At 70.9% G+C, this 25480-nt stretch carries 21 protein-coding genes; 11 read left to right on the forward strand and 10 right to left on the reverse strand.

Annotation, left to right across the window (positions count from 1 at the left end; all coding sequences use genetic code 11):
* Positions 1–37: 37 nt before the first annotated feature.
* Genes IW248_RS06860 through IW248_RS06870 form a run of 3 tightly spaced genes read left to right on the forward strand, consistent with a single transcriptional unit; the run spans position 38 to position 2599 of the window.
* Positions 38–733 carry a response regulator transcription factor gene (locus IW248_RS06860; RefSeq protein ID WP_196926183.1) on the forward strand — a complete coding sequence of 232 codons (696 nt, stop codon included), beginning with the start codon at positions 38–40 and terminating at the stop codon, positions 731–733.
* Positions 730–2016, forward strand: coding sequence for a sensor histidine kinase (locus IW248_RS06865; RefSeq protein WP_196926184.1), 1287 nt, complete (start codon positions 730–732; stop codon positions 2014–2016). The genes IW248_RS06860 and IW248_RS06865 overlap by 4 nt, the downstream gene beginning before the upstream one ends.
* Before the next feature lie 28 nt (positions 2017–2044).
* Complete coding sequence (locus IW248_RS06870) at positions 2045–2599, forward strand: DUF5872 domain-containing protein (protein ID WP_124822050.1); 555 nt, start codon at positions 2045–2047, stop codon at positions 2597–2599.
* A 28-nt stretch (positions 2600–2627) separates the two neighbouring features.
* On the opposite strand, the gene IW248_RS06875 is transcribed toward IW248_RS06870, so the two are convergent.
* Positions 2628–3509, reverse strand: coding sequence for a LysR substrate-binding domain-containing protein (locus tag IW248_RS06875; RefSeq protein WP_196926185.1), 882 nt, complete (start codon positions 3507–3509; stop codon positions 2628–2630).
* A gap of 100 nt (positions 3510–3609) precedes the next feature.
* Here IW248_RS06875 and IW248_RS06880 point away from each other — a divergent pair, with 100 nt between their 5' ends.
* Both IW248_RS06880 and IW248_RS06885 read left to right on the forward strand, forming a co-directional pair.
* Positions 3610–4059 (forward strand): GNAT family N-acetyltransferase, encoded by a 450-nt coding sequence (locus tag IW248_RS06880; protein ID WP_231396210.1) that lies wholly within the window; start codon positions 3610–3612, stop codon positions 4057–4059.
* 152 nt (positions 4060–4211) lie between these two features.
* Positions 4212–4766, forward strand: a complete 555-nt coding sequence (locus IW248_RS06885) for a PepSY domain-containing protein (RefSeq protein WP_196926187.1) — start codon at positions 4212–4214, stop codon at positions 4764–4766.
* 163 nt (positions 4767–4929) lie between these two features.
* On the opposite strand, the gene IW248_RS06890 is transcribed toward IW248_RS06885, so the two are convergent.
* From IW248_RS06890 to IW248_RS06905, 4 genes are all read right to left on the reverse strand, one after another.
* Entirely contained in the window at positions 4930–6822 is a 1893-nt protein-coding gene (locus IW248_RS06890) for an ABC transporter ATP-binding protein (protein ID WP_196926188.1), read from the reverse strand.
* Positions 6823–7066: 244 nt separating this feature from the next.
* Entirely contained in the window at positions 7067–8317 is a 1251-nt protein-coding gene (locus IW248_RS06895; protein WP_196926189.1) for an HNH endonuclease signature motif containing protein, read from the reverse strand.
* A 257-nt stretch (positions 8318–8574) separates the two neighbouring features.
* On the reverse strand, positions 8575–9066 hold the full coding sequence (locus IW248_RS06900; protein ID WP_196926190.1) for an HAD domain-containing protein: 492 nt from the start codon (positions 9064–9066) through the stop codon (positions 8575–8577).
* A 270-nt stretch (positions 9067–9336) separates the two neighbouring features.
* Positions 9337–10545 carry a chitosanase gene (locus IW248_RS06905; RefSeq protein ID WP_196926191.1) on the reverse strand — a complete coding sequence of 403 codons (1209 nt, stop codon included), beginning with the start codon at positions 10543–10545 and terminating at the stop codon, positions 9337–9339.
* Between the two features lie 267 nt (positions 10546–10812).
* Here IW248_RS06905 and IW248_RS06910 point away from each other — a divergent pair, with 267 nt between their 5' ends.
* The 3 genes from IW248_RS06910 (at position 10813) to IW248_RS06920 (ending at position 13006) form a co-directional block, all read left to right on the forward strand.
* Positions 10813–11412, forward strand: a complete 600-nt coding sequence (locus IW248_RS06910) for an RNA polymerase sigma factor (protein ID WP_196926192.1) — start codon at positions 10813–10815, stop codon at positions 11410–11412.
* Entirely contained in the window at positions 11409–12122 is a 714-nt protein-coding gene (locus IW248_RS06915) for a hypothetical protein (RefSeq protein WP_196926193.1), read from the forward strand. Before IW248_RS06910 ends, IW248_RS06915 begins: the two co-directional genes overlap by 4 nt.
* A 203-nt stretch (positions 12123–12325) precedes the next feature.
* The gene (locus IW248_RS06920) at positions 12326–13006 is read left to right on the forward strand and encodes a hypothetical protein (RefSeq protein WP_196926194.1); all 681 of its coding nucleotides are present in this window, start codon (positions 12326–12328) and stop codon (positions 13004–13006) included.
* A gap of 47 nt (positions 13007–13053) precedes the next feature.
* Here IW248_RS06920 and IW248_RS06925 read toward each other — a convergent pair whose 3' ends face one another.
* Positions 13054–14679 carry a glycoside hydrolase family 43 protein gene (locus tag IW248_RS06925; protein ID WP_196926195.1) on the reverse strand — a complete coding sequence of 542 codons (1626 nt, stop codon included), beginning with the start codon at positions 14677–14679 and terminating at the stop codon, positions 13054–13056.
* 241 nt (positions 14680–14920) lie between these two features.
* Between IW248_RS06925 and IW248_RS06930 the strand changes: the two genes are divergently transcribed.
* Positions 14921–15904 (forward strand): LacI family DNA-binding transcriptional regulator, encoded by a 984-nt coding sequence (locus IW248_RS06930; protein WP_231396836.1) that lies wholly within the window; start codon positions 14921–14923, stop codon positions 15902–15904.
* 6 nt (positions 15905–15910) lie between these two features.
* Here IW248_RS06930 and IW248_RS06935 read toward each other — a convergent pair whose 3' ends face one another.
* Positions 15911–16618, reverse strand: coding sequence for a SanA/YdcF family protein (locus IW248_RS06935; RefSeq protein ID WP_196926197.1), 708 nt, complete (start codon positions 16616–16618; stop codon positions 15911–15913).
* Positions 16619–17147: 529 nt separating this feature from the next.
* Between IW248_RS06935 and IW248_RS06940 the strand changes: the two genes are divergently transcribed.
* Positions 17148–17969, forward strand: a complete 822-nt coding sequence (locus tag IW248_RS06940; RefSeq protein WP_196926198.1) for a hypothetical protein — start codon at positions 17148–17150, stop codon at positions 17967–17969.
* Between the two features lie 568 nt (positions 17970–18537).
* Here the strand turns inward: IW248_RS06940 and IW248_RS06945 are convergent.
* Positions 18538–19884 carry an extracellular catalytic domain type 1 short-chain-length polyhydroxyalkanoate depolymerase gene (locus tag IW248_RS06945; protein ID WP_196926199.1) on the reverse strand — a complete coding sequence of 449 codons (1347 nt, stop codon included), beginning with the start codon at positions 19882–19884 and terminating at the stop codon, positions 18538–18540.
* Positions 19885–20289: 405 nt separating this feature from the next.
* On the opposite strand from IW248_RS06945, the gene IW248_RS06950 reads away from it, so the two are divergent.
* Positions 20290–22350, forward strand: coding sequence for a cellulose binding domain-containing protein (locus tag IW248_RS06950; RefSeq protein ID WP_196926200.1), 2061 nt, complete (start codon positions 20290–20292; stop codon positions 22348–22350).
* A gap of 150 nt (positions 22351–22500) precedes the next feature.
* Here IW248_RS06950 and IW248_RS06955 read toward each other — a convergent pair whose 3' ends face one another.
* Complete coding sequence (locus IW248_RS06955; RefSeq protein ID WP_196926201.1) at positions 22501–24852, reverse strand: VWD domain-containing protein; 2352 nt, start codon at positions 24850–24852, stop codon at positions 22501–22503.
* Positions 24849–25460, reverse strand: coding sequence for a hypothetical protein (locus IW248_RS06960; RefSeq protein WP_196926202.1), 612 nt, complete (start codon positions 25458–25460; stop codon positions 24849–24851). Before IW248_RS06960 ends, IW248_RS06955 begins: the two co-directional genes overlap by 4 nt.
* Between the last annotated feature and the right edge of the window lie 20 nt (positions 25461–25480).

Consider the following 25480-nt stretch of genomic DNA (forward strand, 5'->3'; position numbering starts at 1 on the left):
CGCCGCACTGCCAGCGGCAGCGGTTAGCCTGCCAGCTGTGGCCCGCCTGCTGCTCATCGAGGACGACCTGACGATCCGTACCCCGCTGATCCGGGCCCTGCGCGAACGCGGCCACGCGGTGGCCGCGGCCTCGACCGCGATGGCCGGGCTCCGCGACGCGTTGGAGGACCGACCCGACCTCGTCGTGCTCGACCTGGGCCTGCCCGACCTGGACGGCCGCGAGCTGCTGCGGATGCTGCGCGCGGTCAGCTCGGTGCCGGTCATCGTGGCCACGGCGCGGGACGACGAGGCCGAGATCGTCCGGGTGCTCGACGCGGGCGCCGACGACTACGTGGCCAAGCCGTTCACCGCCGCGCAGCTCGACGCCCGCGTCCGGGCGGTGCTGCGGCGCGGCCCCTCCGGTGCCGACGGGCAGGATCCGACGCTCGTCGTCGGCGGGCTCCGGGTCGACCCCCGGGCCCGGCAGGTCAGCCTCGACGGGGTCGCGGTCGAGCTGACGCCCCGCGAGTTCGATCTGCTGCACCACCTCGCCGGCCGGCCCGGCCAGGTGGTCACCAAACGTGAGCTGCTCACGGAGGTGTGGCAGATCCCGTACGGCGGTGCCGACAAGACCGTCGACGTGCACCTGTCCTGGTTGCGTCGCAAGTTGGGGGAGAACGCCCAGCAGCCTCGCTACCTGCACACAGTGCGTGGTGTCGGGGTGCGTCTCGAAGCCCCGGCGGCCCAGCCGTGAGGGCCCGGCTCGCGCTGCTGGTCGCCGCGGTCAGCGTCCTCACCCTCATCGCGTTCCTGGTGCCGCTGGCGCTGCTGGTCCGCACCGTCGCCGAGGATCGGGCGACAGTTCGGGCCACCGCCGACGCGCAGAGCCTGGTGCCGGTGGTCGGCACCGCCGACGCGGCGACCATCCGGCTCACCGTCGAGCAACTCGCCGCGGACTCCGGCCGACCGGTGAGCGTCTTCCTGCCGGACGGCACGGTGCTCGGCGCCCAGACACCCCGTACGCCAGCGGTGGCCCTCGCCGCGCGCGGACAGAGCCTCACCGGGGAGTCGGCGGCCGGCCGGGAGGTGGTCATCGCCGTGCAGGGTCGGGCGGACGGCACCGGGGTGATCCGGATCGCGGTGCCGCAGCGCGAGCTGACCGCCGGGGTCACCCGGGCCTGGCTGGTGCTGGCGCTGCTCGGCGTGATTCTCGTGCTGATCGGGCTATTGGTCGCCGACCGGCTGGCGCGCACCCTGGTCCGGCCGATCAGCGACCTCTCGGCCGTCTCACACCGGCTGGCCAACGCCGAGCTGGACGCCCGGGTCACGCCGGCCGGACCGCCCGAACTGCGCGAGGTGGCCGGCGCGCTCAACCATCTCGCCACCCGGATCCAGGTGCTCCTGGTGCAGGAGCGCGAACAGGTCGCCGACCTGTCGCACCAGCTGCGGACGCCGCTGACGGCGTTGCGGCTGGAAGCGGAGTCGTTGCGTGACCCGGATGACGCCGCCCGGATCACCGCCGCCGCCGACGGGCTCGAACGCGCGGTCACCGGGCTGATCCGGCAGGCCCGCTGGCGGCACGCACCGGCGCAGCCGGCCGCCGCGGACGCGGCGGCGATCGTCGCCGACCGGGTCGCGTTCTGGTCGGTGCTGGCCGAGGACACCGGCCGGGCCGTCACCCTCGACCTGGCGCCCGGCCCCCTTACGGTCGGTGTGGCCGCCGACAACCTGACGGCGGCCGTGGACGCGCTTCTCGGCAACGTCTTCGCGCACACCCCCGACGGCACGCCGTTCACCGTCCGGCTCGCCAGTGAGGCTGGCGAGGCGGTCCTCACCGTCGCCGACGAGGGGCCGGGAATGCCAGCCGGAGCGATCCGGCGGGGCACGAGCGCCGCCGGGTCCACCGGCCTCGGCCTGGACATCGCCCGGCGCGCCGCGCAGACCGCCGGCGGCCGACTGGAGTTGCGGGCCGGTCCGGGAGGTGGTGCGCAGGTGCTGCTCCGGCTGGGGCCTCCGACGTCGGCGCCGGAGGCATAGGCGCTGCGGTGCCGGGTAGCTGCCAGTCATGGCGCGGTATACGAAACCCGAGCTCAGAGAGCAGATCAAGGAAGAGGTCAAGGCCTCCGACAAGGGCGGCAGGCCGGGGCAGTGGTCGGCGCGCAAGTCACAGCTCGTCACTCAGGAGTACAAGAAGCGCGGCGGCGGATTCCTGGGCGAAAAGGACGAGCGGCAGAAGTCTCTCCAGCGCTGGGGCAACGAGAAATGGCAGACGAAAGAGGGCGACACCCGTGCGCGCAAGGGCGGCACGACGAGTCGCTACCTGCCCAAGAAGGCCTGGGAGGAGATGTCGGAGAGCCAGAAGCGCGCGACCGACACGAAGAAGCGCGAAGCGTCCCGATCCGGCAAGCAGTACGTCGCGAACACCGGGCCGGCCAAACGAGCGCGTCGGGATGCCACCACGGCCGGACGGATGTCGGAGATGTCGGTCGCGGAGGCGGCCAAGCTGGTCCGTGGCCTCGACACGCGACAGCTCAAGACCGCGCTGCGCAACGAGCGCGCCAGCAAGGACCGCAAGACGCTCGTCCAGCGGCTGGAAGCGGAACTCAACCGGCGCGGCTGACCGTGCCGGTACGGCTGCGCCGCGCAGCTCAGGGAGCCTGACCCACGGCCCCGAAGCCCGTCGAGGTGATCCGGTCGTCCTGTCGGCGGCGCAGGATCTGCACCTCGGTGGTGGCTTCGGTGCCGGTCAACGGCAGGACTCCCACCGAAGCGGGCACCACTGCGGAGATGCTCGCCGGGGCGATCGTCACCCCGAGGCCGGCCGCGACCAGGTGTGCCACCGTGGCCCAGCTGGTGGCGTCCTGGACGATGTTCGGCGTGTAGCCGGCTTCCAGGCACGGTCGGAGATTGCGCTGGTAGGCCCGCTCGCCGGCCACCCGGGGGAAGAAGACGAACGGGTCGTCGCGCAGCACGGCGGCGTCGATCGCGAGGTCTCCCGCGTGCGGATGATCGGCCGGCAGGACGGCGACGAAGGACTCGGTGGCGAACGTGCTGCCGACCAGGTCGTCGTGGTCGTCCGCGTCCCGAACCACGCCGAGATCGACCTCGCCGTTCAACAACCGGTCGACGATGTGCGCCGTGTACGCCTCGTCCAGACGCAGGTGGACGGCCGGATGGCGCTCGCGGAATCGACGGATCGGCCCGGCCAGCCCGAGTTGAATCGCCGAACTGACAAACCCGATGTCGAAGCGCCCCTGCTCCCCGCGCCCGATCCGGCCCGCCTCGTGCACGTCGTCGGCGACGGTGGCCAGCACCCGCCGGCACCGGTCCAGATACGCCTCGCCCGCGGGCGTCAGCGCCACCGACCGGGAGGTGCGCACGAACAGCGGCGTGCCGATCATCGCCTCGAGCTGGCGGATCTGCTGCGAAAGCGGTGGCTGGGCCATCCGGAGCCGCACCGCGGCCCGGCCGAAATGGAGCTCCTCGGCGACCGCGACGAAGTAGCGCAGGTGGCGCAACTCGGGTTCCATACCTCAAGGATACGGATGACCCCGAACAAGATATTGGACGTTCGAATGGTGGTGGCCGGAAAATCCAACCATGAAGCCGAGCACGCTGACCATCACGTCCATGACGACCGCTGAGGAGGCCGAGGCCTTCCGGACGCTGAACGAGGAATGGATCTCCCACTTCTTCACCATTGAGGAGTCGGACCGCAAGACGCTCAACGACCCGTTCGCCGCCATCGTCGACCGGAGCGGCGACGTGCTGATCGTCCGCGACGGCGGGGAGATCATCGGCTGTGTCGCCCTAGTCCGCAGCTCGGACGACGTCTTCGAACTGTCGAAGATGACGGTGCTCCCGGCGGTGCGCGGCCGGGGCATCGGCCGCCAGCTCATCGAGGCGGCGATCGCGCGCGCCCGCGAGCTCGGCGCGACCACCCTGTTCCTGGGCAGCAACACCAGGCTCGCGAACGCGGTGCACCTCTACGAGGCCGCCGGTTTCCAGCATGTGAGTTCGGATCAGATCCCGCTGCCGCCGTACGCCCGCGCCGACGTCTTCATGAAGATGGCGCTCTGACCAGCCCAGGCCGGCGGGCCCGGCCGTAGGGTCGACACCACCGCCGGCTTAACCCGGCCTTAGCGTTCGGACAGCGCGGTGCTATCCCCGTTCAGCGGATCCTCGGAGTCGACAGCCCAGGAGTTGACATCCGAGGAAAGGTGGACACCACGATGAAGCGCACCAACCTGCTTCTGGCGACGGTCGGCGGGTCGGCGGTGCTGGCGGTGGCCGGGGTCGCGCTCGGCGTCGACGCAGCGAACGACAGGCGCACCAGCGGCACGGCACTCGCCGCAGCCACCGTCGCACCGACAGCCACGGACGCGCCGGAGGGCAGCGCCGCCCCGGCGACCAGCAGCGGTATGCCGTCTACCGGCACCCCGTCGGGTACGCCGTCGAGCGGCACGCCGTCCGGCACGCCATCGACCGGCAGCGCGCCGGCGGGCAGCGCTGTCGACGAGAAGCGCGCCGGTGAGATCGCGCTCGCCAAGGCCGGTGGCGGTCAGATCGTCGAGGTCGAAGCCGAGCAGGAGAACGGCCGGCCGGTCTGGAGCGTCGAGATCGTCGCCGGCGACACCGAGCACGAGGTGGACGTCGACCGGGACAACGGGTCGGTGGTCAAGGCCGAGCAGGAGCCGGTCGACGACGATGACAACGACGCCGACGACGCCGACGACGCCGAAGACAAGGACGACGACAAGGACGACGACGACAACGACGACGACTGATCGGCGGCCGCCGCCCACCCCCGGTGCTTGCTCGGGGTGGGCGGCGGTGCACCCGTGAGTCGGTGGTCGGACCGTCCTTCGAGGGACGGCCCGGCCACCGCGTCCGTCTGCGGTACGCCGGCGGGGGCGAGGTGAACTCCCAGGCTGTGTCGGACGGGAACCGTCAGATGGCGACGCGTTGCTCCTGGACCGTCGGCGGGTCCTGGGCGAACTGGGTGCGGTACAACTCGTGGTAGCGGCCACCGGCCGCGAGCAGGTCACCGTGTCGCCCGCGTTCGACGATGCGCCCCGCCTCCACGACGAGGATCTGGTCGGCCGCCCGGATGGTGGAGAGCCGGTGCGCGATGACCACGCTCGTCCGGCCGGCCAGGGCCTCGGCGAGGGCGTCCTGGACCGCCGCCTCCGAGGTGGAGTCGAGATGCGCGGTGGCTTCGTCGAGAATCACCACGCGCGGACGAGCCAGCAGCAGCCGCGCGATGGTGAGCCGTTGCCGCTCCCCGCCGGACAGGCGGTATCCGCGCTCGCCGACCACGGTGTCGAGCCCATCGGGAAGGGTGCGGATCAGGTCGTCGAGCCGGGCCCGTCGGAGCACCTCCCACATCTCGTCCTCGGTCGCGTCCGGCTGGGCGAACGCCAGGTTGGCGCGGATGCTCTCGTGGAAGAGGTGCCCGTCCTGGGTAACCACGCCCAACGCCGTCCGGATCGACTCGGCGGACAGCTCACGTACGTCGACGTCGCCGAGCTTCACCGCGCCGTCCTCCACGTCGTACAGGCGAGGAACGAGCTGCGCGATCGTCGACTTGCCCGCCCCGGAGGAGCCGACGAGCGCCACCATCTGCCCAGCTTCGGCGCGGAACGACACCCCGTGCAGCACCTCCTCACCGCCGCGCGTATCGAGCTTCGCCACGTCCTCCAGGGACGCGAGCGACACCTTGTCCGCTGAGGGATAGCCGAACCGGACCCCGTCGAACTCGACAGCGACCGGGCCCTCCGGCAGGGGCCGGGCGTCGGACCTGTCAAGGATCAGCGGCTTGAGGTCGAGAACCTCGAACACCCGCTCGAAACTCACCAACGCGCTCATCACCTCGACCCGAGCACTGGCCAGCGATGTCAACGGTGCGTAGAGGCGCGACAGGAGCAGCGCGAGGGCGACCACCGTGCCGGCATCGAGGCTGCCTCGCAGCGCGTACAGACCGCCCAGCCCGTAGACCAGGGCCAGCGCCAGCGAGCCAACGACGGTGAGCGCGGTGATGAAGACCCACTGCAGCATGGCGGCACGGATGCCGATGTCCCGGACCCGACGTGCCCGCGCCGCGAACTCGGCGGACTCCTCGGCCGGTCGCCCGTACAGCTTGACCAGCGTGGCGCCGGGTGCGGAGAACCGTTCCGTCATCCGGGTGCTCATCGCAGCGTTGTGTTCGGCCGCCTCACGCTGCAACTGGGCGAGCTTCGAACCCATCCGCCGGGCCGGGAGGACGAAGATGGGCAGCAGGACGAGCGCCAGCAGCGTCATCTGCCAGGAGAAGGTCAGCATCACGGCCAACGTCAGCATCAGCGTGACGGCGTTGCCGACCACACTCGACAGAGTGTCGCTGAAGGCACGCTGCGCGCCGATCACGTCGTTGTTCAGCCGGCTGACCAGCGCACCCGTGCGGGTCCGGGTGAAGAACGCCACAGGCATGCGCTGGACGTGGTCGAAGACGGCCGTCCGCAGCTGGACGATCAACCCCTCACCGATGCTGGCGGAGAGAAATCGCGTCACCAGACCCAGCCCGGCCTCGGCGAGCGCGATCGCGGCGATCAGTACCGCCAACCGGATCACCACGCCACTGTCGGCGCCGTCGACGATCGCGTCGACCACCCGACCGGCGAGAACGGGCGCCGCCACCGTGAGGACCGCCGTCACCACGCTCAGCAAGAGGAATCTGATGATCAAGGCGCGGTGTGGCTGGGCGAACCGCGCGATCCGCTTCAAGGTCGCACGGGACAGCGGTCGCTCGTCCTGCGCGTTCATCGCGTGGTGCAGAGACATCCACGCGGTAACTTCCATGCTCATTCCGTACCTCCGATACGGAGGCTAGGACCTCACCCGAGCTTGAGGTCAAGTCACCGCGCGGAATGCGCCAAGTCGACGCGGACTTCCGACCAGCACAGGAGCTCACGCCGTGCGGCCCGCGACAGTGGCCGGACCTGGGGGACGGAGTCCAGCTCATGTCGGCCAGCGGGTGGGTGACGAACGCGGTGCCGGTGCCCTTTGCCGGTTGAGGCGGGTGAGGGTGCTGTTTCTCTGCCGGCTGCTCCTATGTTCGTCGGTGGTAGTGGTTGCGGCGGGGGAGCTGTTCGGGGTCGAGCCAGGCGGGTGGAATGAACTCCGGATGCCCGTCGTCGCCGAGCCGGACGACCCAGTCACTCTGGTGGACGTGTCGGTGGTGGTGGCCGCAGAGGAGGACGGCGTTGGCCAGGCTGGTGGTGCCGCCGTCGGCCCAGTGGTGGATGTGGTGGGCGTGGCACCAGCGGGGTGGTCGGTCGCAGCCGGGGAAGGCGCACCCGCGGTCGCGGAGCACGAGGGCGCGGCGTAGCGGCCCGGTGATGAGGCGGCGTTGTCGGCCGACGTCGAGGACCTGGCCGGTGCCGCCGAGGACGGTGGGCAGGATGGTGGCGTCGCAGGCGAGTCGGCGCACCGTTTCCGGGGTGAGCTCCAGGCCGATGTCGAGCGCGCCGGTGGACAGTTGCCGGGTCAGCCCGTCGTAGCTGGTGGTGACAACGATCTGCGCCGGGTCGCCACCGCTGTCGGGTAGGTCGCCGGTCCGGAGGGCGAGGCGGCACACCTCGGCGAGGGCGTCGTGGCGGCGTTGCCCGGGGGAGCGGGTGTCGTCCGGTCCGGACGGGGCGGTCAGTGGGTCGATGGCGGCGCGGAGCAGGCCGGCGGTTTCGGTGTCGAGGGTGCCGGTGAGGCGGAGTCGGCCGTCGGTCTGTTCGGACAGGGTGAGGTGTCGGTCGCGGGTGGCGCGGCGTGCTTCGGCGTCGAGGGCGGCCTGGGCGGCGGCGTCGGCGATGTCGGGGGCGACGTGGTCGAGGATGCGGGTGCCGAGTTTGCGCAGTTGAGTGGGGTCGAACTGCCCGGCCCAGTCGGTGAGCAGGCTGACGGCCTTGTCGGCGGCCTCGGTGCCAGCGGTGGTCTGCACGGTGGTGACGGTGTCGGCGATGACCCGGGCCTGGTCGAGGGTGATGTGCCCGTCGGCTAACGCTTGTCGTATCCCGGGCTTGCCGGTGTCCAGGGCCGTGGCGTCGTCGACGAGGCGGCGGGCGGCGGGGATGGTGAGTCGTAGTCGTTCGCGCAGCCACACCGCGGTGCTGGAGGCGCCTTGCGTGCGGGCGGTGCCGCGGCCGTCGATCTCGCGGATCAGGGTGAGGGTGACGGCGGCGAGGCGTTGCTGAAGGCGGTGCGCGGCGTCGAGCGCGGCGATCAGGTCGTGCTCCGGGAGGGCCCAGGCGGGGGCGTCGACGCAGGCGGCGACCGTGTCGTCTGCCTGCGCCAACTCCTCGACCATGCCCCGACACTAGAACAGGTGTACGACACTTTCAGTCACCATGATCGATTCGACCGGCTGGTCGCCGGAGGGCTCGTCGGTGCTGGAATCCTCCCCGGTGGCGACCGGGGCTGGGCGTGCTACCCGGCAGTGCCGGGAGCTGGTGTCGAAGCGCTGTCTGGCGTGAGCGAGGACTGCGTGTCGGCGGCGCTGCCTGGTGCCCGCTATGAGCGAGAGCTGGACGCGTCGCTAGGGATAAGCGAGGTCCGGGCGCGTCATTAGGGATTAGCCAACGGGCGTCGAAGAGCCTTGGCCCAAGTCATGACGTGATCGATGGAGTGGCGGGTGAGGCCGATCGTCGGGTCGGCGGTGATCAGCAGTGTGGGGCTGCTGCGTGCTGCGGCCCAGCTGTGGGCTTGCGGCGTGTGGAGGTCGTCGATCCATGCTGCGGGCCGTCGCTGGGCGTAGGCGGCGATGACCGGAATCTTGTCGCTGGGGTGGAACGGCGCGGGCGGCATGGTGATCACGGGTAGGGGAGCGATGCGCAGAAGCGGGGCGAGGAGTCGGTTGGCGTCGTCGTTCCAGCTCGTGGCCCAGGCGATGTCCAGGACGGCGCTCGCCTCGGTGATCCAGGCGCCGTGGGCGGCATTGACACGGACGGGTTCTTCGCCGGGGAACAGGTGGTGCTCGGTGTAGCCGGCCGGTGGTTGAGGAGTCCCGTATGGGCTGAGGACACCGTCGACGTCGAGCAGGAGCAGGGGCCGGTTCACGCAGAGGATCCTGCCGTAAACGGTTCGCCGGTGGTGACCGCGAACCAGGTCACCGGCGAAGTCCGCCTGCCAGGACCGGCCGGACACGCACCAGGCGGCCGCGCAGCCACGGGCAGACAGCAGGCGGCCGGTCAGGAAACGGGCAGGCACCAGGCGGCCGGTCAGGAAACGGGCAGGCACCAGGCGGCCGGGGCGTAGGGGCAGGGGCCGGGCGGCGGGGCCGTCGGCGAACGGGAAATCCGTGCCGGCGACCCCGCCACACCAGGCGAACTAGCCGATGCGGAACTGGTCGCCGTAGACGGCGAACACCAGTGGTGTGTTCAGGTTGAAGTTGCCGTTGTTGAGGAAAACCCGCTGGGCGGTGTCGACGCGGGAGGTGTCCGAGTGGGCCTCCTCCTTCTTCATCTCGATGACCCGCTCGTCGAGGAAGGCGTTGAGCCAGGTCCGCTCGTCGCCACCCTGGGCTGGCGGCTTGGCCCGGTTGAGGGCGCGGCTGCGGATCTGGCGCATGCCCTCGTACCCGTGCATGACCGCCGCGTCGTAGTAGGCGAACTGACCGAGTGCCCGGACCTGGTCGTTCTTGCCGTCGCGTACCGACGGGTTGAAGTAGACCCGGTCCCGTTCGGCCTCCTGGGCGGCCTGGAACACCGAGTCGTTGGCCGCGGTGCGCCAGTCGCGGGGGAAGTTCGGGTCGAGGCCGGCGTGCGACGGGGTGCCGTTGACGTTGCGCAGCGCCGGCAGGTAGCCGGCCAGGACGTTGCCCGGCTTGGTGCGGGTGTACGCCTCGACCAGTTCGAGCATGTCGCCGGTGCCGGAGCAGAAGCCGATGATGCCGGCGGTGTAGCCGCGCCCGTCGCCGATGTCCTCGATGTAGGAGAACTGCGCGCGCCAGTCGAGCGAGGAGTTCTCGGCGGCCGAGACGAGTTGCATGGCGACGTTCTTCTTCGCCGCGTCGTCCAGGTTGGTGCCGGTCGGGGTGGTGGGGGTGGGGGTGGGGGTGCCGCCTCCCGGCAGGGTCCACAGCTGGTTCGTGGTGCCGCCGCAGGTCCAGATCTGCAACCGGGCGCCGTTCGCGGTGCTCCGGTCGGTGACGTCGAGGCACTTGCCGGAGCCGGGGTTGACGAGCGCGCCGTTGCTGGCGGTCCACTTCTGCGCGGCGGTGTTGTTGCAGTCGTACAGCTGCACCTTGGCGCCGTTGGCGGTCGACGCGGCGGTGACGTCGAGGCACTTGCCGAGTGCCCGGATGGAGGTGTCGGTGTTGCCGACGGTCCACGTCTGGGCCGCGCTGCCGTTGCAGTCGTAGAGCTGGACGGCCGTGCCGTTGGCCGAGCTGGCCCCGGCGACGTCGATGCACTTGCCGCCGAGGCCGGTGATCGGGCCGGCGGTCGCGGCGCTCGCCGACGGCAGGCCGTAGCCGACGGCGGCGACGCCGACCAGCAGGGTGCCCACGACGTAGGCGGCTGTTCTCTTGTGAACCATGGTGTTCCTCGGGGAAGGGGCGGCGTGCCGCCAGCCGGTCGGTGCCCGGCGCGGCGGTTCGGCCCCGGCGGGCACCACGAGCATCAGGAAACTGTATTAACAGATACCAGTACGTCGATTCCCCGTCAATCGACGACCGCGAGGCGTGACGGCGCCTGTTCATCCCGTCGTTGGCGGGGCGTAGGTGCCGGTGGCTATCGTCGGGCCGTAACTGATCAACGGGCCGGTCCATCGGAACCAGCACCGTCCGACGGACAGAAGATGGTCATGGAGTCGAGTCTGCGCGCCCGGGTGCGAGCCGGTGACCCCGGTGCGTTCGCCGAGCTGTTCGACGAGTACGCGCGCTCGGTGTACAACCACGCGTTCCGGCTCACCGCCGACTGGGCCACGGCCGAGGACGTCATGGCCGCCACGTACCTGCAAGCCTGGCGTTCCCGGGAGCGTGTCACCGAGGAGGGCGGGTCGCTGCGACCCTGGCTGCTCGGCATCGCCACCAACGAGGCGCGCAACCACATCCGCAGCAACCGCCGCTACCGCAGGGTGGCCGCCGCGCTGCTCGCCTCCGACTTCACAGTGCCCGACCACGCCGACGAGGTCGCCGGCCGACTCGATGACAGTCGACGCATCGCCGCCGCGATCGACGCCCTGGCCCGGCTGCGGCGCGCCGAGCGCGAGGTGCTGACCCTGTGCCTGTGGGAGGGCCTCGACTACGAGTCCGCGGCAGAGGCGCTGGGTGTTCCGGTCGGCACCGTGCGGTCCCGGCTGTCACGGGCGCGCGCCCGGCTCCGTACCCTCGTCGACGCCCCGCCGCGCGCCGCACGGCCGCCGGTCGTGGACGCCTCGCTCGTGCGGGAGGGCAGCCAGTGAGCGCACCCGATCCGGCCGAGTGGGCGCAGATCGCCCCCCACCCCGGTGATCACGACCTGCCGGCGGGCCGGCACGAGCTGCACCGCAGCCGCCTGCTGACGGCGATCGCGCAGGAGCCGCGTACCCGAGGAAGGGCTTTCGTGCCGCGGCGGCCCGCGCTCGCGGCGGCCGCGTTGGTACTGGTCGCGGCGGGGATCGGCGGTGGACTCGCGGCCCGGTCCGGCGACGCGCCCCCGGCGGCGCTCCCGTCGCCCGAGGTGAGCCGCCCGGCCGCTCGGCCGGCACCGCCGGGCACGGCCGCCAAGAACCGTGGGTACGGCACGGTGCGTCAACTCACCGACTCGGCCGACCTGGTGGTTCGCGGCGAGGTGACGTCCGTGGTCGACGGGTGGGCGGTCTACCGGGTGGCGGAGGTGCTCTACCGCGCCCCGGACGCCCCGGTGCCCAGCGAGATCACGGTGGCGGCGGAGGTAGCCGGGACGGCCGGCCGCCAGACCGTCCTCTACCTGGGCCTCGCGGACCCGGTGGCGCGCGTCTACCGCCCGCTCGGCGGCGAGTTCGGGATCTTCGACCTCGCGGGGGAGACGGCCACCAGCCGGTCACCGGCGATGTCGGTGACCGGTCTGCGCACCGAGGATGCCACCGGCGCGGGACGCCCGTTCGTCACCACGCTGGCCGAGCTTCGGCAGCTCGCCCGCGAGCGGCGCTGAGCCTCGAAAAGGGCTGAGCCCGAAAAGGCTGAGTCCGGAAAGGCTGAGCCCGAGAAGGCTGAGCCCGGAAAGGCTGAGCCCGGAAAGCAGCGGGCGAAAAAAGAATGGAACTCGGTGCCCGGGACGCACAGATAGAAGGCGTAAGCAGTGCCGCGTTCCGAGCGAGTCGACCCGGGACGGCACCGAGACGCGAGGAGCGTTCCATGGCAGTCGACAGTCGCCGTACCCGGCCTCTGTGGGCCACGGCCACCGCCGTGCTCGCCGCTGCGGCGTTGTCCGCCTGCGGCAGCGGCGGCGCAGACCCGGCGGCCGCGCCCGCCCCGAGCAGCACCGCCCCGAGCAGCGCAGCCCCGAGCAGCGCAGCCCCGAGCAGCACCGCCCCGAGCAGCGCAGCCCCGAGCAGCACGGCCACGCCGACCGACGTCGCGCCCCCGCCGGTCAAGGGCAAGCTGCGCGGGTACGCCACCGTGCGACAGCTCAGCGAAACCGCGGACCTGGTCGTACGCGGTGAGGTCGAGGCGGTCGGGTTCCGGGTCGACGAGGTGCTGCGTGCGGCGACCGGATCAACAGTGCGGGCCGGGGCGCGGATCACGCTCACCGCCTTGCCCGCCGGTGTGCCGGACATGGCGCACATGTCGAAGCTCGAGGCGGGCCAGGTCGTGGTGCTCTACCTCGCCCGGGACGCGGCGGCCCCGACGTTCCGGACCCTCAGCGGCGACTTCGGCGTGTTCGACCTGAGCGGTTCCGGCGCGGAGGCCGTCGCCACGACCCGCTCGCGGACCATGGCCGTCAGCGGCCTGAACGCCGAGGACCCGGCCGCGTCCGGTCACGGTTTCCGCACCACTCTCGGCCAGCTGCGCACCGTCGCCGCCCAGGTCAAGTAGGGCGAGTGGGAACGCGGACGGCACCCACCGACGTGCCGTCCGCGTGGTCACCGCTCCCGGTAGGTGGCCAGGTCGAAGTCGGCGTACACGCCGTCGCCGCCCAGGTCCTGCACCCACAGGCCGAGGAAGGCCCCGGTGAAGCCCCACGCCGCCGGCTCACCGTCGATGATCAGCGCGGCGTGTTCGTCGGACAGGATGGTCGCGTCCAGCTCGACCGGCAGTCGCTGCCAACCGCCGCCGAGGTCGTAGTCGAAGCACACCGCCGGCCCGTCGAAGACGGCCCGCAGGCCGACCCGGGTGACGCCGCCGACATCGACGGTCAGATCGGGGTACGCGGTGCGCCGCCCGTTGTCGGAGCTGAGCAGCTCCAGCACCGTCCGCCCGTCGTCGGCCCGGGTCAGGTAGAGGTGGTGCCAGTTGAGGGTGTTGTAGTACGCGGTGAGCCCGGCGAGCTGACGGTGGTCGGCCGGTTCGAACTCCACAACGGTTTCCAGCGAGCAATCCATCGCGCCGACGCGTCGCCCGACCAGGCTGGGCGCCTGTCGACCGACCGGCGACTGCCCACCGTGGACCCGCAGGTACGACGGGCGGGTGTGCAGGTCGACCCAGTCCGCGGTGGCCGGCCGACGTAGCGTCGACCAGCACCGGCCCAGCTCGGGTGCGTCGAAGTGGTCCGTCTCGGGCTCCGCCGGCCACGGGTGCGCGGGCAGGTCGGGTGCGACGACCTCGTCCGCGGGCACCCCTCCGGCGATGCGCGGCCAGCCGTCCGACGGCCACTCGACCCGCTGGATCGCGGTCTCCCGGCCCAGCACGCAGTTGCCCAGCGGAGAGTACGGGCGGCCAACCAGGTGGGCCAGGTACCACTCGCCGTTCTGGGTGCGGACCAGGCTGCCGTGACCCGCCTTCTGCAATCGCAGGTCGGGCCGCCCGAAGGAGGTGAGCAGCGGTCCGTCCGGCTCCACCTCGTACGGCCCGAACAGCTCCCGGGACCGCGCCACGGTGACCTGGTGCTCCCAGCTGGTGCCGCCCTCGGCGGTGATCAGCCAGTACCAGCCGTCGTGGCGATACAGGTGCGGACCCTCGGTGACCCCGGCCGGGGAGCCGGTGAACAGGATGCGGGGGCTGCCGACCAGACGCCGTGCGGCCCGGTCGTACTGCTGGATCTCGATGCCGCCGAAGCGGTCGCGGCCGGGTCGCCAGTCCGCGCTCATGCCCAGCAGCCAGGTGGTGCCGTCGTCGTCGTGGAACAGCGACGCGTCGAACCCGCGCCCGTGCAGTTTCACCGGATCGGACCAGGGGCCGGTGATGTCCTCGGCGGTGACCAGGAAGTTCTGCGGATCCCAGTAGCCGCTGGCGAAGCTGGCCACGTCGCTGTAGACGAGGTGGAACTGACCGTCGTGGTACGTCAGGTCGGGCGCCCACACCCCGTTGGAGTCACCGCATCCGCGCAGATCGAGCAACCGCCGGTCGGTAATGATCCCACCCAGGCTGCGCCAGTTCACGAGATCACGTGAGTGGTGGACGAGCACGCCCGGATACCACTCGAAGGTCGAGGTGGCCAGGTAGTAGTCGTCGCCGACGCGCAGGATCGACGGATCCGGGTGGAAGCCGGCGAGGACGGGATTGCGGATCGACCGGGTAGCGGTCGCCACGTTAGCGATGTCGGTCGACACGAGGGCTCCTCTGGACGGACTGTCTGGAACTTCCGGAAAATCGTGCTCCCGGATCACTGGAGTCCTGCCTACGCTATCCGGTCTTTTCGCAATAGGACAGAGGTCTTGACCGCTGAGGCGACAGCTCGTAGCGTGCCGGCCATCGATCGGTATTACCGGCGAAGCATTGAAAGTTTCGGAGATCCATAGCTCCGCAGGGGGGACCGTGGGCACGGAGAACGGCCGAAACGTCACCATCGCCATGATCGCGCGGTTGGCCGGAGTCTCCGTGCCCACCGTCTCCCGCGTCATCAACGGCCGCTCCGACGTCGCCCCCGACACCCGGGAACGCGTCGAGGCGCTACTCAACCGGCACGGCTACCGCCGCCGGTCACCGACCCGGCGCACCGACGCGGCCCTCATCGACCTGGTCTTCAACGACCTGGACAGCCCCTGGGCCGTGGAGATCATCCGTGGGGTGGAGGACGTCGGCCAGACCAGCGGCGTCGGCACCGTCGTCTCGGCCATCCACTGGCGCATCTCCTCGGCCAAGCAGTGGCTCGACAACATGCGTACGCGCTCCACCGAGGGGATCATCTTCGTGACCTCGATGGTGAACCCACCGTTGCAGGCCGAGCTTCGCCGGCTCCACCTGCCAGTCGTCATCATCGACCCGGCCGGGGTCGACCCGCAGGAGTCACCCACCATCGGCGCCACCAACTGGGCGGGCAGCCTCAGCGCCAACCAGTACCTGATCAGCCTCGGCCACCGCCGTATCGGCTTCATCGCCGGCCCGCCGCACCTGATGTGCAGCCGGGCTCGGATGGACGGCTACCGGGCCGCCCTCGGCGCCGCCGGCATACCCATCGACGACGCACTGATCCGCCCCGGCAACTTCTACCACGAGTCCGGCTTCACCGCCGGCACGCAGCTACTGGCCCTGCCCGACCCGCCCACCGCCATCTTCGCCTCCAGCGATCAGATGGCCCTCGGCGTCTACGAGGCGGTCCGTAAGCGGGGTCTGCGGGTGCCCGACGACGTCAGCGTGGTCGGCTTCGACGACCTGCCGGAGGTGCGGTGGTGCTCCCCGCCGCTGACCACCGTCCGTCAACCCCTGGCCGAGATGGGCATGCTGGCCGCGCGTACCGTGCTGCGCCTCGCCAGCGGTGAGAGGACCGAGAGCCCTCGGGTCGAACTCGCCACCGAGCTGATCGTCCGCGACAGCGCCGCGCCGCCACGGTCGTGACCCTCCTCAGTCGACACGCAACGCGTCGTCGACGCCCGTCTCCCGGCGGCCGAGGTGCGCCGGGTCTCGACCGGAGAGCAGTTCCAGCGCGGCCTTCAGGCAGGCGCCGTGCTCCCGCGACGAACTGAACCACCACGTCTGGGCGTACCGCTTCGCGCTGTCGTCGCCCACGCCGTTGGCGTCGATGCCGAGGCGCCGGCACAGCGCCACGGCGCGCGGAAGGTGGAAGGACTGGGTCACCACAGTGGCTTGTCGCACCCCGAAGATGCGCTCGGCGCGCGCACACGAGTCGTAGGTGTCGAAGCCGGCGTAGTCCGGTACCACCTTGTGCGCTGGTACGCCCCGCTCCACGAGCCAGTTCCGCATCGCGGCGGGCTCGTTGTAATCGGCGTTCATGTTGTCGCCCGACACGAGGATTGCCCGCACCTTGCCGGCGTCGAACAGCCGCCGCGCGATCTCCAACCGGGCCGCGAGGACGGGTGAGGGCGTGCCGTCGGCGTCCACCTTGGTGCCCAGGACCAGCGCGACAGGCGCGTCCGGCACCTCGGCCTCGCCGTAGAGGTGGCCCTGCGCGGTGTCGCGGATCCACGTCACGCTGGCCACCGTGCCTCCGGTCAGCGCCACAGCCCCCACCGTGAGCGCGAGGACCGTCCAGCGGACGAACCGCCGATGCTCCCCGTACCAGCGCCTGGCCGCACCGAATCGTCCCCGCATGCCGCAAAGGCTATTCCGCCCGCTCCCACGACTGTCATCGGCGTACTTGTCGACCCGATGCCGCCAGACGCATCAACGGTCTAGCACCGAGACTGGCGCCGCCCGGCTTGTTCCGGTGATTGACCCGTCGAGCTCTGCGCCACTCAGTAGTCGCCTTGCTGACTAATCTGCGGCTCAGCGCCGTGCATCTGCTTCGGTAACCGGGTTACGTCCAGGGCCCGACGGGAGCGCAGATGGTTGCGGCACACGAGACGACGACGCCGCAGGAGACGCTGGACGGTGTAAAGCAGCACCGAGTGCCGCTACGCCAGCGGACAAGTTCAGGGACCGGACGTCAGCTTGGCCGGCGCTGGGAAGACATCCGCAAGCTGGCCGAGAAGCGCGTCTCATGAGGTCACGCACGCCCGTCGGGTCCGCCTGTGTGAACTGTGGTGACGCCGTCCACGGCAGGGCCAATACGCTTCACCGCGGCCCGGACATCGCCTGGTTCGCGCACTGTCCTCCGTGCGCGGCACTGGTCGCGGACCAGATGGAGCCTCTCGGCGTCCTTCCGGCGGCCAGTGGCGTCGACATTCACCGGTGCCGGAGCTGTGGCAACCACCGGATCTGCCGGAGGGGATGGCGGACCCGCTGCCACATCTGCCTCGACGAGCGCTCCTCGGGAACCGCGCTGGACACCAGCCGGGAGATGCTCTCCCGGCTGCCAGTGGAGCCGGTACTGGCTCACCAGGTACGCCAGTTCGCCGATGTGGCCACCGACGACGCGGTCTCACCGCGCGCCGCCGCCGAGTTCCGCTCCGCAGTAGCGCTCGGGCATGATCTCGACCGTCGCCGCGGCGACGGCTGGACTGATCTGGCCGGTGACGTCCACGGACTCCCCTGGTATGGGCAACGACGGCAATCCTCGTCCCACGGGACCTGGGGCGTGCACGTCCGCTGCGGGTCCTGGCAGCGGCTGACAGGCCCGGGTAAGGGTTGCGTTGCGTGTCCGCCGGAGGCCGGTGACCGGTCATTCACCGCGTTGCGGGACACGCCCTACCTGCTCTACCTGGTCAAGCATCGCGGGCTGGTGAAGTTCGGTGTAGGCGGGACGCTGAGGGTGCGGGAGCATCTCCGGACGGGTGCCGAACTGTTGGAAGTCGTCGAGGGTCGACACGCCGATGTCATCGCCGCGGAGGCGATTCTCAAGCGCCGCAAGCGGGAGGCTGGGCAGCCGCTGCGGGCGTGGCGAACCCGGCGGATGCCGAACAGCTTTGGCAGGGGCACCGAGGTGGTTCGCTCCCGCGTGCGGATCCGATTGACGGACGTCCTGCTGGACGGCCTGGATGTCACCGACCGTTTCGTTCGATAGCTGCCTCCCCGGTCCGTAGGTGGCCGAGCTGTCGTCGCGGAGATCTTCGTCGAATCAGTGCCGGTGAGCGGAAACCGCTCCGGAGCGGCGGCGAAGACGATTGTCTATGGACAATCGCTTACTGTTAACGCTAACGTGACGGACAGTCGTCGATACTCGAACGACCTCGGGCCGTGGTGACGGAGCTGTCACCACTGACCGGAGGCGTGATGGACGACGATCGTGGCGTGGGGCGGGTGGCACGTGGCCGGCGCGAGACGGCCCGAGACCACCACCGGGCGACCTGCGCGCCGCGCCGCCGAGGCATGAACGGCCACCGGGATTCCAGGGCACCGCAGCAGCCGGGACAGTCGTGCGACGACAACCGGTCCGCTCACCTGCCCGGCGCACGCCGCTGAGCGGGGGACCGCACCGACTGGGCCGCCCTGCTGAAGACCGCCGGTCCAGCCCTGGCCGCCGGGTCGCGTCCCGCTGTTCGGAGTCCGGGCCCGAGCAGCGGGACGCGACCCGGTCCAAGCCGGGGCGCCTGTCATCCTCGGCGGCGACATCACCGCCGTGGGTCAGCGGGTCAGCTTCGGGTCCACCGCTGGCTGTTCGTGCCGTTGCAGCTCGCCAGGACCGCGGGGGTGCCGTTGGCGGTTCCGGCGGCGTTGGGCGTGAGGCACAGGCCGGACTGCACGCCGGTGACCGTGCCATCGCTGTTGACGTTCCACTGCTGATTGGTGCCGCCGTTGCAGTCCCAGATGATCACCCGGGTGCCCGGCGAAGCCCCGGCACCCTCGGCGTCCAGGCACTTCGTGCCGTACACCTGGAGTTGTTTCGTGGCGGTCGACGTCCACTGCTGGTTGGTGCCGCCGTTGCAGTCCCACAACGTCAGCTGCGTGCCGTTGGTCTGCGACCGGGACGGGACGTCCAGGCAGCGGTTCGCGCCGGTGTTGCGCAGCGGCGCCGCCGAGCCGCCGGGTGGCGGGGTGGTGGGGCTCGTGATGTCGAAGCCGAGGAACCGGACGGCCTGGGCGGCGTCGAACGGGATGGAGTGGCCGTAGCCCTGGAAGCTGATCGCTTCGACGGGCGCCGTGCCGCCGGTGCCCCCGTACCGGGTGCGGGTGGCGCTGGTCTGCGGGGAGTCGGTGAAGCTGGGGGTCTGCGAGACGCCCTGCACGTTGGTCCACTGCTTGATCTGCTCGCCGAAGTTGACGTAGCTCAACGTGGTGTCCGTGGTGCCGTGCCAGATCTGGAACCGGGGACGCTTGCCGGAGTAGCCGGGGTAGGCGTTGCGGACCAGGTCACCCCACTGCTGCCCGGTCCTGACGATTCGTCCGCCGGAGCACTCGCTGTTCCACTCCGCGCCGTTGCTGGTGGCGAAGCACCCGAACGGAACCCCGGAGGAGCTGAACCCGGCGTGGAACAGGTCCGGGTAGAGGCCGACCATCACGTTGGTCATCATGGCGCCGGAGGAGAACCCGCCCACGCCGATCCGGTTGGCATCGACCGGGTAGCGGCTCCGCACGTAGTCGACCATGGACTTGAGGCCGATCGGATCACTGCCGCCGTCACGCCGAAGGGCCTGCGGTGACGACACGTCCCAACACTTGCTGCTCCGGGTCACCGACGGGTAGATCACGATGAAGCCGTAACGGTCGGCGAGGGTGCTGAGCCCGAAGCCGCTGTGCACCGCCGGACCACTGCCGGTGCAGTAGTGCAGGGCGAGGAGCAGGGCCGGCTGGGCCGCGACCCGGTCCGGCACGTACAGGTGCATCTGGAGGTTCGTCGGGTTCGTGCCGAAGTTGGTCACCTGGGTGAGCGACGCGGCCGACGCCGGGGTGGCGACCGTGACCACTGCCGTCATCGTCGCCAGGGCCGTCGCCAGGGCCGTCGCCAGCGCGGCGGCCAGCAGTGCGATCCTTGATCTCATCGGCGGTTCCTCTTGTCGTGAGTCGGGGACCCGGCGGCAGCACGGCGGCCCTGCGGAGGCGGTCGACGACGGCGCCCGGTCGGTCCCGAGGCGCGTGACACCCGGATCGCCTCGCATCGACTGTGAGCGATAACATGCCGTTCGTCAAGCCGTAACGTATGACGTCTGTCGATCCCGCGCCACACACCTTGAGATTGTCGAACCGGCAGTGCCATTGTGGTACGTCGATGAAGAGCCGCGCGCGGGGCTGACGTCCGTCCACTGGGCAGCCGGGATCCAGATGTGATCTCCGGCGGACGGTGACACAAGCGATGGACCAACGAGCCAGTCGTCCACGAGTTCGCCCGTCACCGCGTCGCACCCTGACCGGGCGGGCGGCTCATCTGCGCGAAGGAAACCCCGCCCATGCGTAAACCGAAGACCCGCGCGGCACTTCTGGCGGGCCTGCTGCTCGCCACGAGCGCGCTCGCCGGCGTCAACCCACCGACCGCCAGCGCGGCTGCCGACCCGGTCACCGTGACCGTCAACACCCGCGCGGGTCTGGCGACAGTGCCGGACACCGCTCTCGGCGTCAACCACGCCATCTGGGACTCGAACCTCGGCACCGCCGAGACGTCCGACCTGCTGCGCGATGCCGGCGTGCAGATGATGCGCTACCCCGGCGGCTCGTACGCCGACATCTACCACTGGAAGGACCACACCGCGCCCGGCGGCTACGTCGCGCCGGGAACCGACTTCGACACCTTCATGGCGGCGGTGCGGCGCGCCGGCGCGCAGCCGATGATCATCGCGAACTACGGCACCGGCACGCCCGCCGAAGCCGCCGACTGGGTGCGGTACGCCAACGTGACAAAGGGCTACGACGCGCGCTACTGGACCGTCGGCAACGAGAACTACGGCAACGGCCACTACGGGTCCGCGTGGGAGGCGGACGACCACCCGGACAAGAGCGCGACACAGTACGCGAGGCTTGTCGTCGAGTACGCCGACGCGATGAAGGCGGTCGATCCGAGCATCAAGGTCGGGGCGGTGCTGACGATGCCGGGTAACTGGCCGGACGGAATCACCGCCGGCAGCGACCCGGGTCCATGGAACCAGACAGTGCTCTCCATCGCCGGCCCGAAGATCGACTTCGTGGACGTGCACTGGTACCCGGGCGGCACCGCCGCCGAGTCGCTGGCCCGCGTCAACCATCTGCCCGACGCCACCTACCTGCTGCGGCAGCAACTCGCCAGGTACGCCGGCGCGAACGCCGACCGCATCGGCATCAGCTTCACCGAGCTGAACGTCGACGCCGGCCGGAACACCCAGCCGGCCGCGCTCTTCCTGGCCGACGTCTACAGCGGACTGCTGGAGAACGGCGTCTTCACCGCGCACTGGTGGAACGTGCACAACGGCATGGGCACCGTGACGCAGGTGGCCGGCCAGACCGACTACGGCGACTTCGGGATGCTGTCCAGCGGCGCCTGCACCGAGGACGGCTCGGTCTGCCAGCCGCCGCTGAACACACCGTTCGCGCCGTACCACGGGCTCAGCATGATGAAGCTCTTCGCGCAGGCCGGCGACCAGTTCGTTCGCGCCGGCACCGACGAGCCCCTGGTCACCGCGCACGCCGTCCGCCGGAGCAACGGTGACCTCGCGGTGCTGCTGGTGAACAAGGACCCGGACAACGACCACCCGGTCAGCGTCGACTACGCCGGGTTCACGCCGTCGGCCGTCGCGCCGACGGTCTCCACCCTCACCAACGGCGCCACCGGCATCGCCACCAGCCAGTCCGGCTCGGCGACCAGCCGGACGCTGCCGGCGTACTCGTTGACCACGCTGGTGCTGCGCTCGGCCGACGCGACCGCCGGACGGCCGGCGGCACCGGGCCAACCGACCGCGAGCGGCGTCACCGACCGCGCCGCGACAATCACCTGGCCGGCGGCCAAGCCGGGCGGCAGCCCGATCGCCAAGTACGAGGTGCACCGGCAGAACGGCGCGGTCAGCGAGCAGTTCGGCGAGACGACGACCACCTCGTTCACCGTCGACAACCTCGTGCCGGGCAGCAGGTACACAGTCAACGTGCTGGCCCGCGACACCGCCGGACGCGTCTCCTGGGCCTCACCGCCGCTGACCTTCGCCACCGGCAGCCCCGCCGTCAGCACGTGCACCGTCCGCTTCACCGCCAACAACGACTGGGGCAACGGCTACATCGGCGGCGTCGACATCATCAACAATGGGACCAGCCCGATCGACGGCTGGACGCTCACCTGGACGTGGCCCACCGGCTGGCAGCAGGTGAGCAGCGGGTGGAGCGCCACCTGGGAGCAGGTCGGCACCACGGTGCGGGTCACGCCCACCGCCGACAACCGGCAGATCGCCGCCGGGGGCACCGTGAGCGGCGGCTTCGTCGGTGCGTACAGCGGGCCGAACGTGCTGCCCACGGCGTTCACGCTCAACGGCACCGTCTGCGCCACCGGCTGACCGATCGGCCAGGGGGCGTCGATGGTCAGGGCGGCTCGGGTTGACCCCTGACACACTCCTCGAAGTGTGTGATGCCTGTGAGTCATCAAGATGACTCACAGGCATCGCGCTCGTCCGGGAAGGGCCGGCCCCCCACAACAGCAGCCGCAGTCAGCGCCCCTGGCGGACGCTGATCGTGGCCGAGCCGATGTCGTTCGCCCACGGGTCCAGCACCAGGGTGTACGTGCCGCCCTTCGGCAGCGGACCCGTCTCGAACCGCCCCGTGCCGCCGATGACGCAGCCACTTCCCACCGTGTCGCCGGCCGGGCCATTCAGGAGCAGGATCCCGCACCGGTCGGGCAGGCTGGCGGCGGTCACCTCGACGGTGACGCGACGACCGGCGTCGGCGGCGAACCTCAGCCGGCTCACCGCACCCGGTCGGCTGACCGTCAGGGTGGCGGTCCGGCCGTCCGCAACGGTATCGGCCTCTTCGTCGTGCGCGTCGCGCAGTCGCACGTCCGCCGAGCCGGTGTCGGTGGAGGTCCCGTCCACCTCCAGCACGTACCGGCCGGTGGCCGGCAGGACGAACCCGTCGACATGCCCCTGGCCGCCGATCACGCAGCCGCTGGTCACCTGTTCACCGGCCGGGTCGCGCAGGCGCAGCAGGTTGCACCGGTCCGGCAGAGTGGCGTCGCTGACCTGGAGGAAGACCTTCTGACCGGCCCGCCCGTCGAACGCCAGGCGGCTGACCGCGCCCGGTTGGGCGAGCGTCGCCCGGACCGCGGGCCCGTCCAGCGTGAGCGCCTTCTCCTCGTCGGTCACCGTAACGACCCGCACCGTCGCCCGGCCGAGGTCGGCATCCCACGGGTCGAGCACCACCTGATGGTCCCCGGTGGCGGTCAACGTGGTCGTGTCGATGAAGCCGACGCCGGAGATGACACAGCCGGTGGCCAGCTGACGGCCCTGCGGGTCGAGCAGCAGCAACACGCCGCAGCGATCCGGCACGGTGGCGGCGGGCACCTCCACGAAGATCTTCTGACCGGTCCGACCCGGCACCTTCGTCGCGGCCGTGGCACCGGCCCGGGTCACCTCCAGGTCGACATCACCGGCAGCGGGCACGTCGCGCTGCGCGCGGGCGGCGTCCTCGGCGAACGCCACCTGCCCGGTGAGGCCGACGTCGAGCACACAGTCGGCGAGGATCCGCGGATCGGTGACGCCGGCCCGCCGGCAGACAAGCTCGGCGGTGGCCCGGTTGGGCAGGTCCCCGACGGTGAGCAGCCGGTCCGGGAAGCGCCGGTCGGTGAACGTGGCGGTGTTCTGCCCCGGCTCGTAGTCGAACAGCGACCGTGGCGCCTCGACGCGCCAACTGTCGGCGAAGCCGGGGTACAGCGCCTCGAACGTGGGCGGCTGCGGCAGCCTCTTCCCGCCGCGCACGGTCAGGTCGTCGCCGGGGTCACCGTCATGGTCGCCGAGCAGTCCCTCCAACGTCCCGGCCCGCCCGGTGGGCGCGCTGACGCTCACGCTCAACCCCCACACCCCGATCGGCTGAGCGGTCAGTCGGGCGCCGTCCGGCCACTCCACTGTCACCGTGCCATCTCCCCAGGAGGTGACGGTGCCGCCGCGCGGCAGCCGCACCCCGTCGGGCGCGGACACCGGGGCAGCGCCGTTCACGCGGACCGCCGGACCGTCGGGTGTGACGTACACGCCGACCCGGTCACCGGCCACCCGAACCGCGACGGCCGAGTTGACGGCCACCACCGAACTGGCCGGGAACATCGTCTGTCGTACCTGGACCTCGAAGTCGTCTCTCGTCGAGCGGGCCAGCACGAACTCCCCGGCGGCCTGGAAGTCGTACCGCAGACCGTCGTAGGTCAGCAGGTGCGGGTCACCGTTGCTGTTCGCGCACCGGTAACCCTTGCCGATCACCGAGATCGAACAACCACCACCACCGGGTGGTCGGGGCTTGGGCAGGTCGCAGTCCTTGCCGTTCGACGGCAGCTTCATACCGCTGTACGTCGTGCGCGGCGGCACCCCCACGGCCTTGCGGTACGCGTTCTCCGCCAGCACCGCGTGCACCTCGGCGGGGTCCACGGTGCTCGCCTGTTGACCGCCCTGCGTGCAGAACTGGCCCCGGTCGGTGTCGTTCACCTCATCGAGGGCGTGGTTCATCTCGTGGATCAAGGTGGCGCACTGGTCCTCGGTAAAGCCCGCTCCCTCCTCCGGCAGCGCCCGCCCGTCGTTCTCCGGCACCCAGTTGATCTGCACGTCACTGCCGGGGACGTACGTCGTGGTGCTGCTCTCCGAGCCGAGGATGGGTCTGCGTACCTTGATCTTCTTGCCGGAGCGCTCCAGCTCGTCGAGCACGGCACCGTTGCCGGAGCCGCGGATCTGTCCGACGCAGCCCGCGTACTCCGCTTGCAGGTCGCTGTTGACGCTGACCACGGCGGACGCCGCCGGTGGGGCGAGCAGCACCAGTGCTCCGGCAAGAACCAGACCCGTCCGGATCGCCCGCATCCCGCTCATCCGCCCCTCACCTCGAACGCGACAGTTCCCTGCTCGGCCGTCGCGGCGCAGGCATCCGCCGGCACACCGCGCAGCGGCGCTCGCAGGTAGCCCAGCACCAGCCGGTACGCCCCCGGTTGGTCGACCGGCCACCAGGTGACGGCGGCGCCGCCGCGCCCGTCCGGCGCGGAGGTGGTCAGCGCCGCGCCGACCGGGCTCTGCGGGTCGCTGCCCAGCGTCAGCTCCACCGACCCGCGCGGCGGCACCCGCACCAGGTTCTCGACGAGGTACGCGGTGAAGTCCCGGTAGTAGGCGGCGCCGCCGACAGTGGGTGCCACCGCCGTGCCGTCGCGGGTCAACGACATGACCGTCACCGCCCCGTCCGGCACCCGACTGAGTTGGCACTCGGCGTCGCGGTTGTTGACCAGCTTCAGCCGCAGGCTGACCTGCTCACCCACCCGGTACGACGGTTGCGCCGCGCTGACGGTCAGGCCGACGGTCGCCGTGCCGGCGGTCGGGGCCGGTGACGGACGCGACCGTCTGCACCCGACCGTCGTTCCCATCAACAGCAGGGCGAGACCGCCGGCCAGCGCCGCTCGACCCGCCGTCCCTACGCGGGGTACGCCCATGGGCCGCGAGCCTCCTCCGG

The organism is Micromonospora ureilytica, assembly GCF_015751765.1.
In the GTDB taxonomy this organism is placed as follows: domain Bacteria; phylum Actinomycetota; class Actinomycetes; order Mycobacteriales; family Micromonosporaceae; genus Micromonospora; species Micromonospora ureilytica.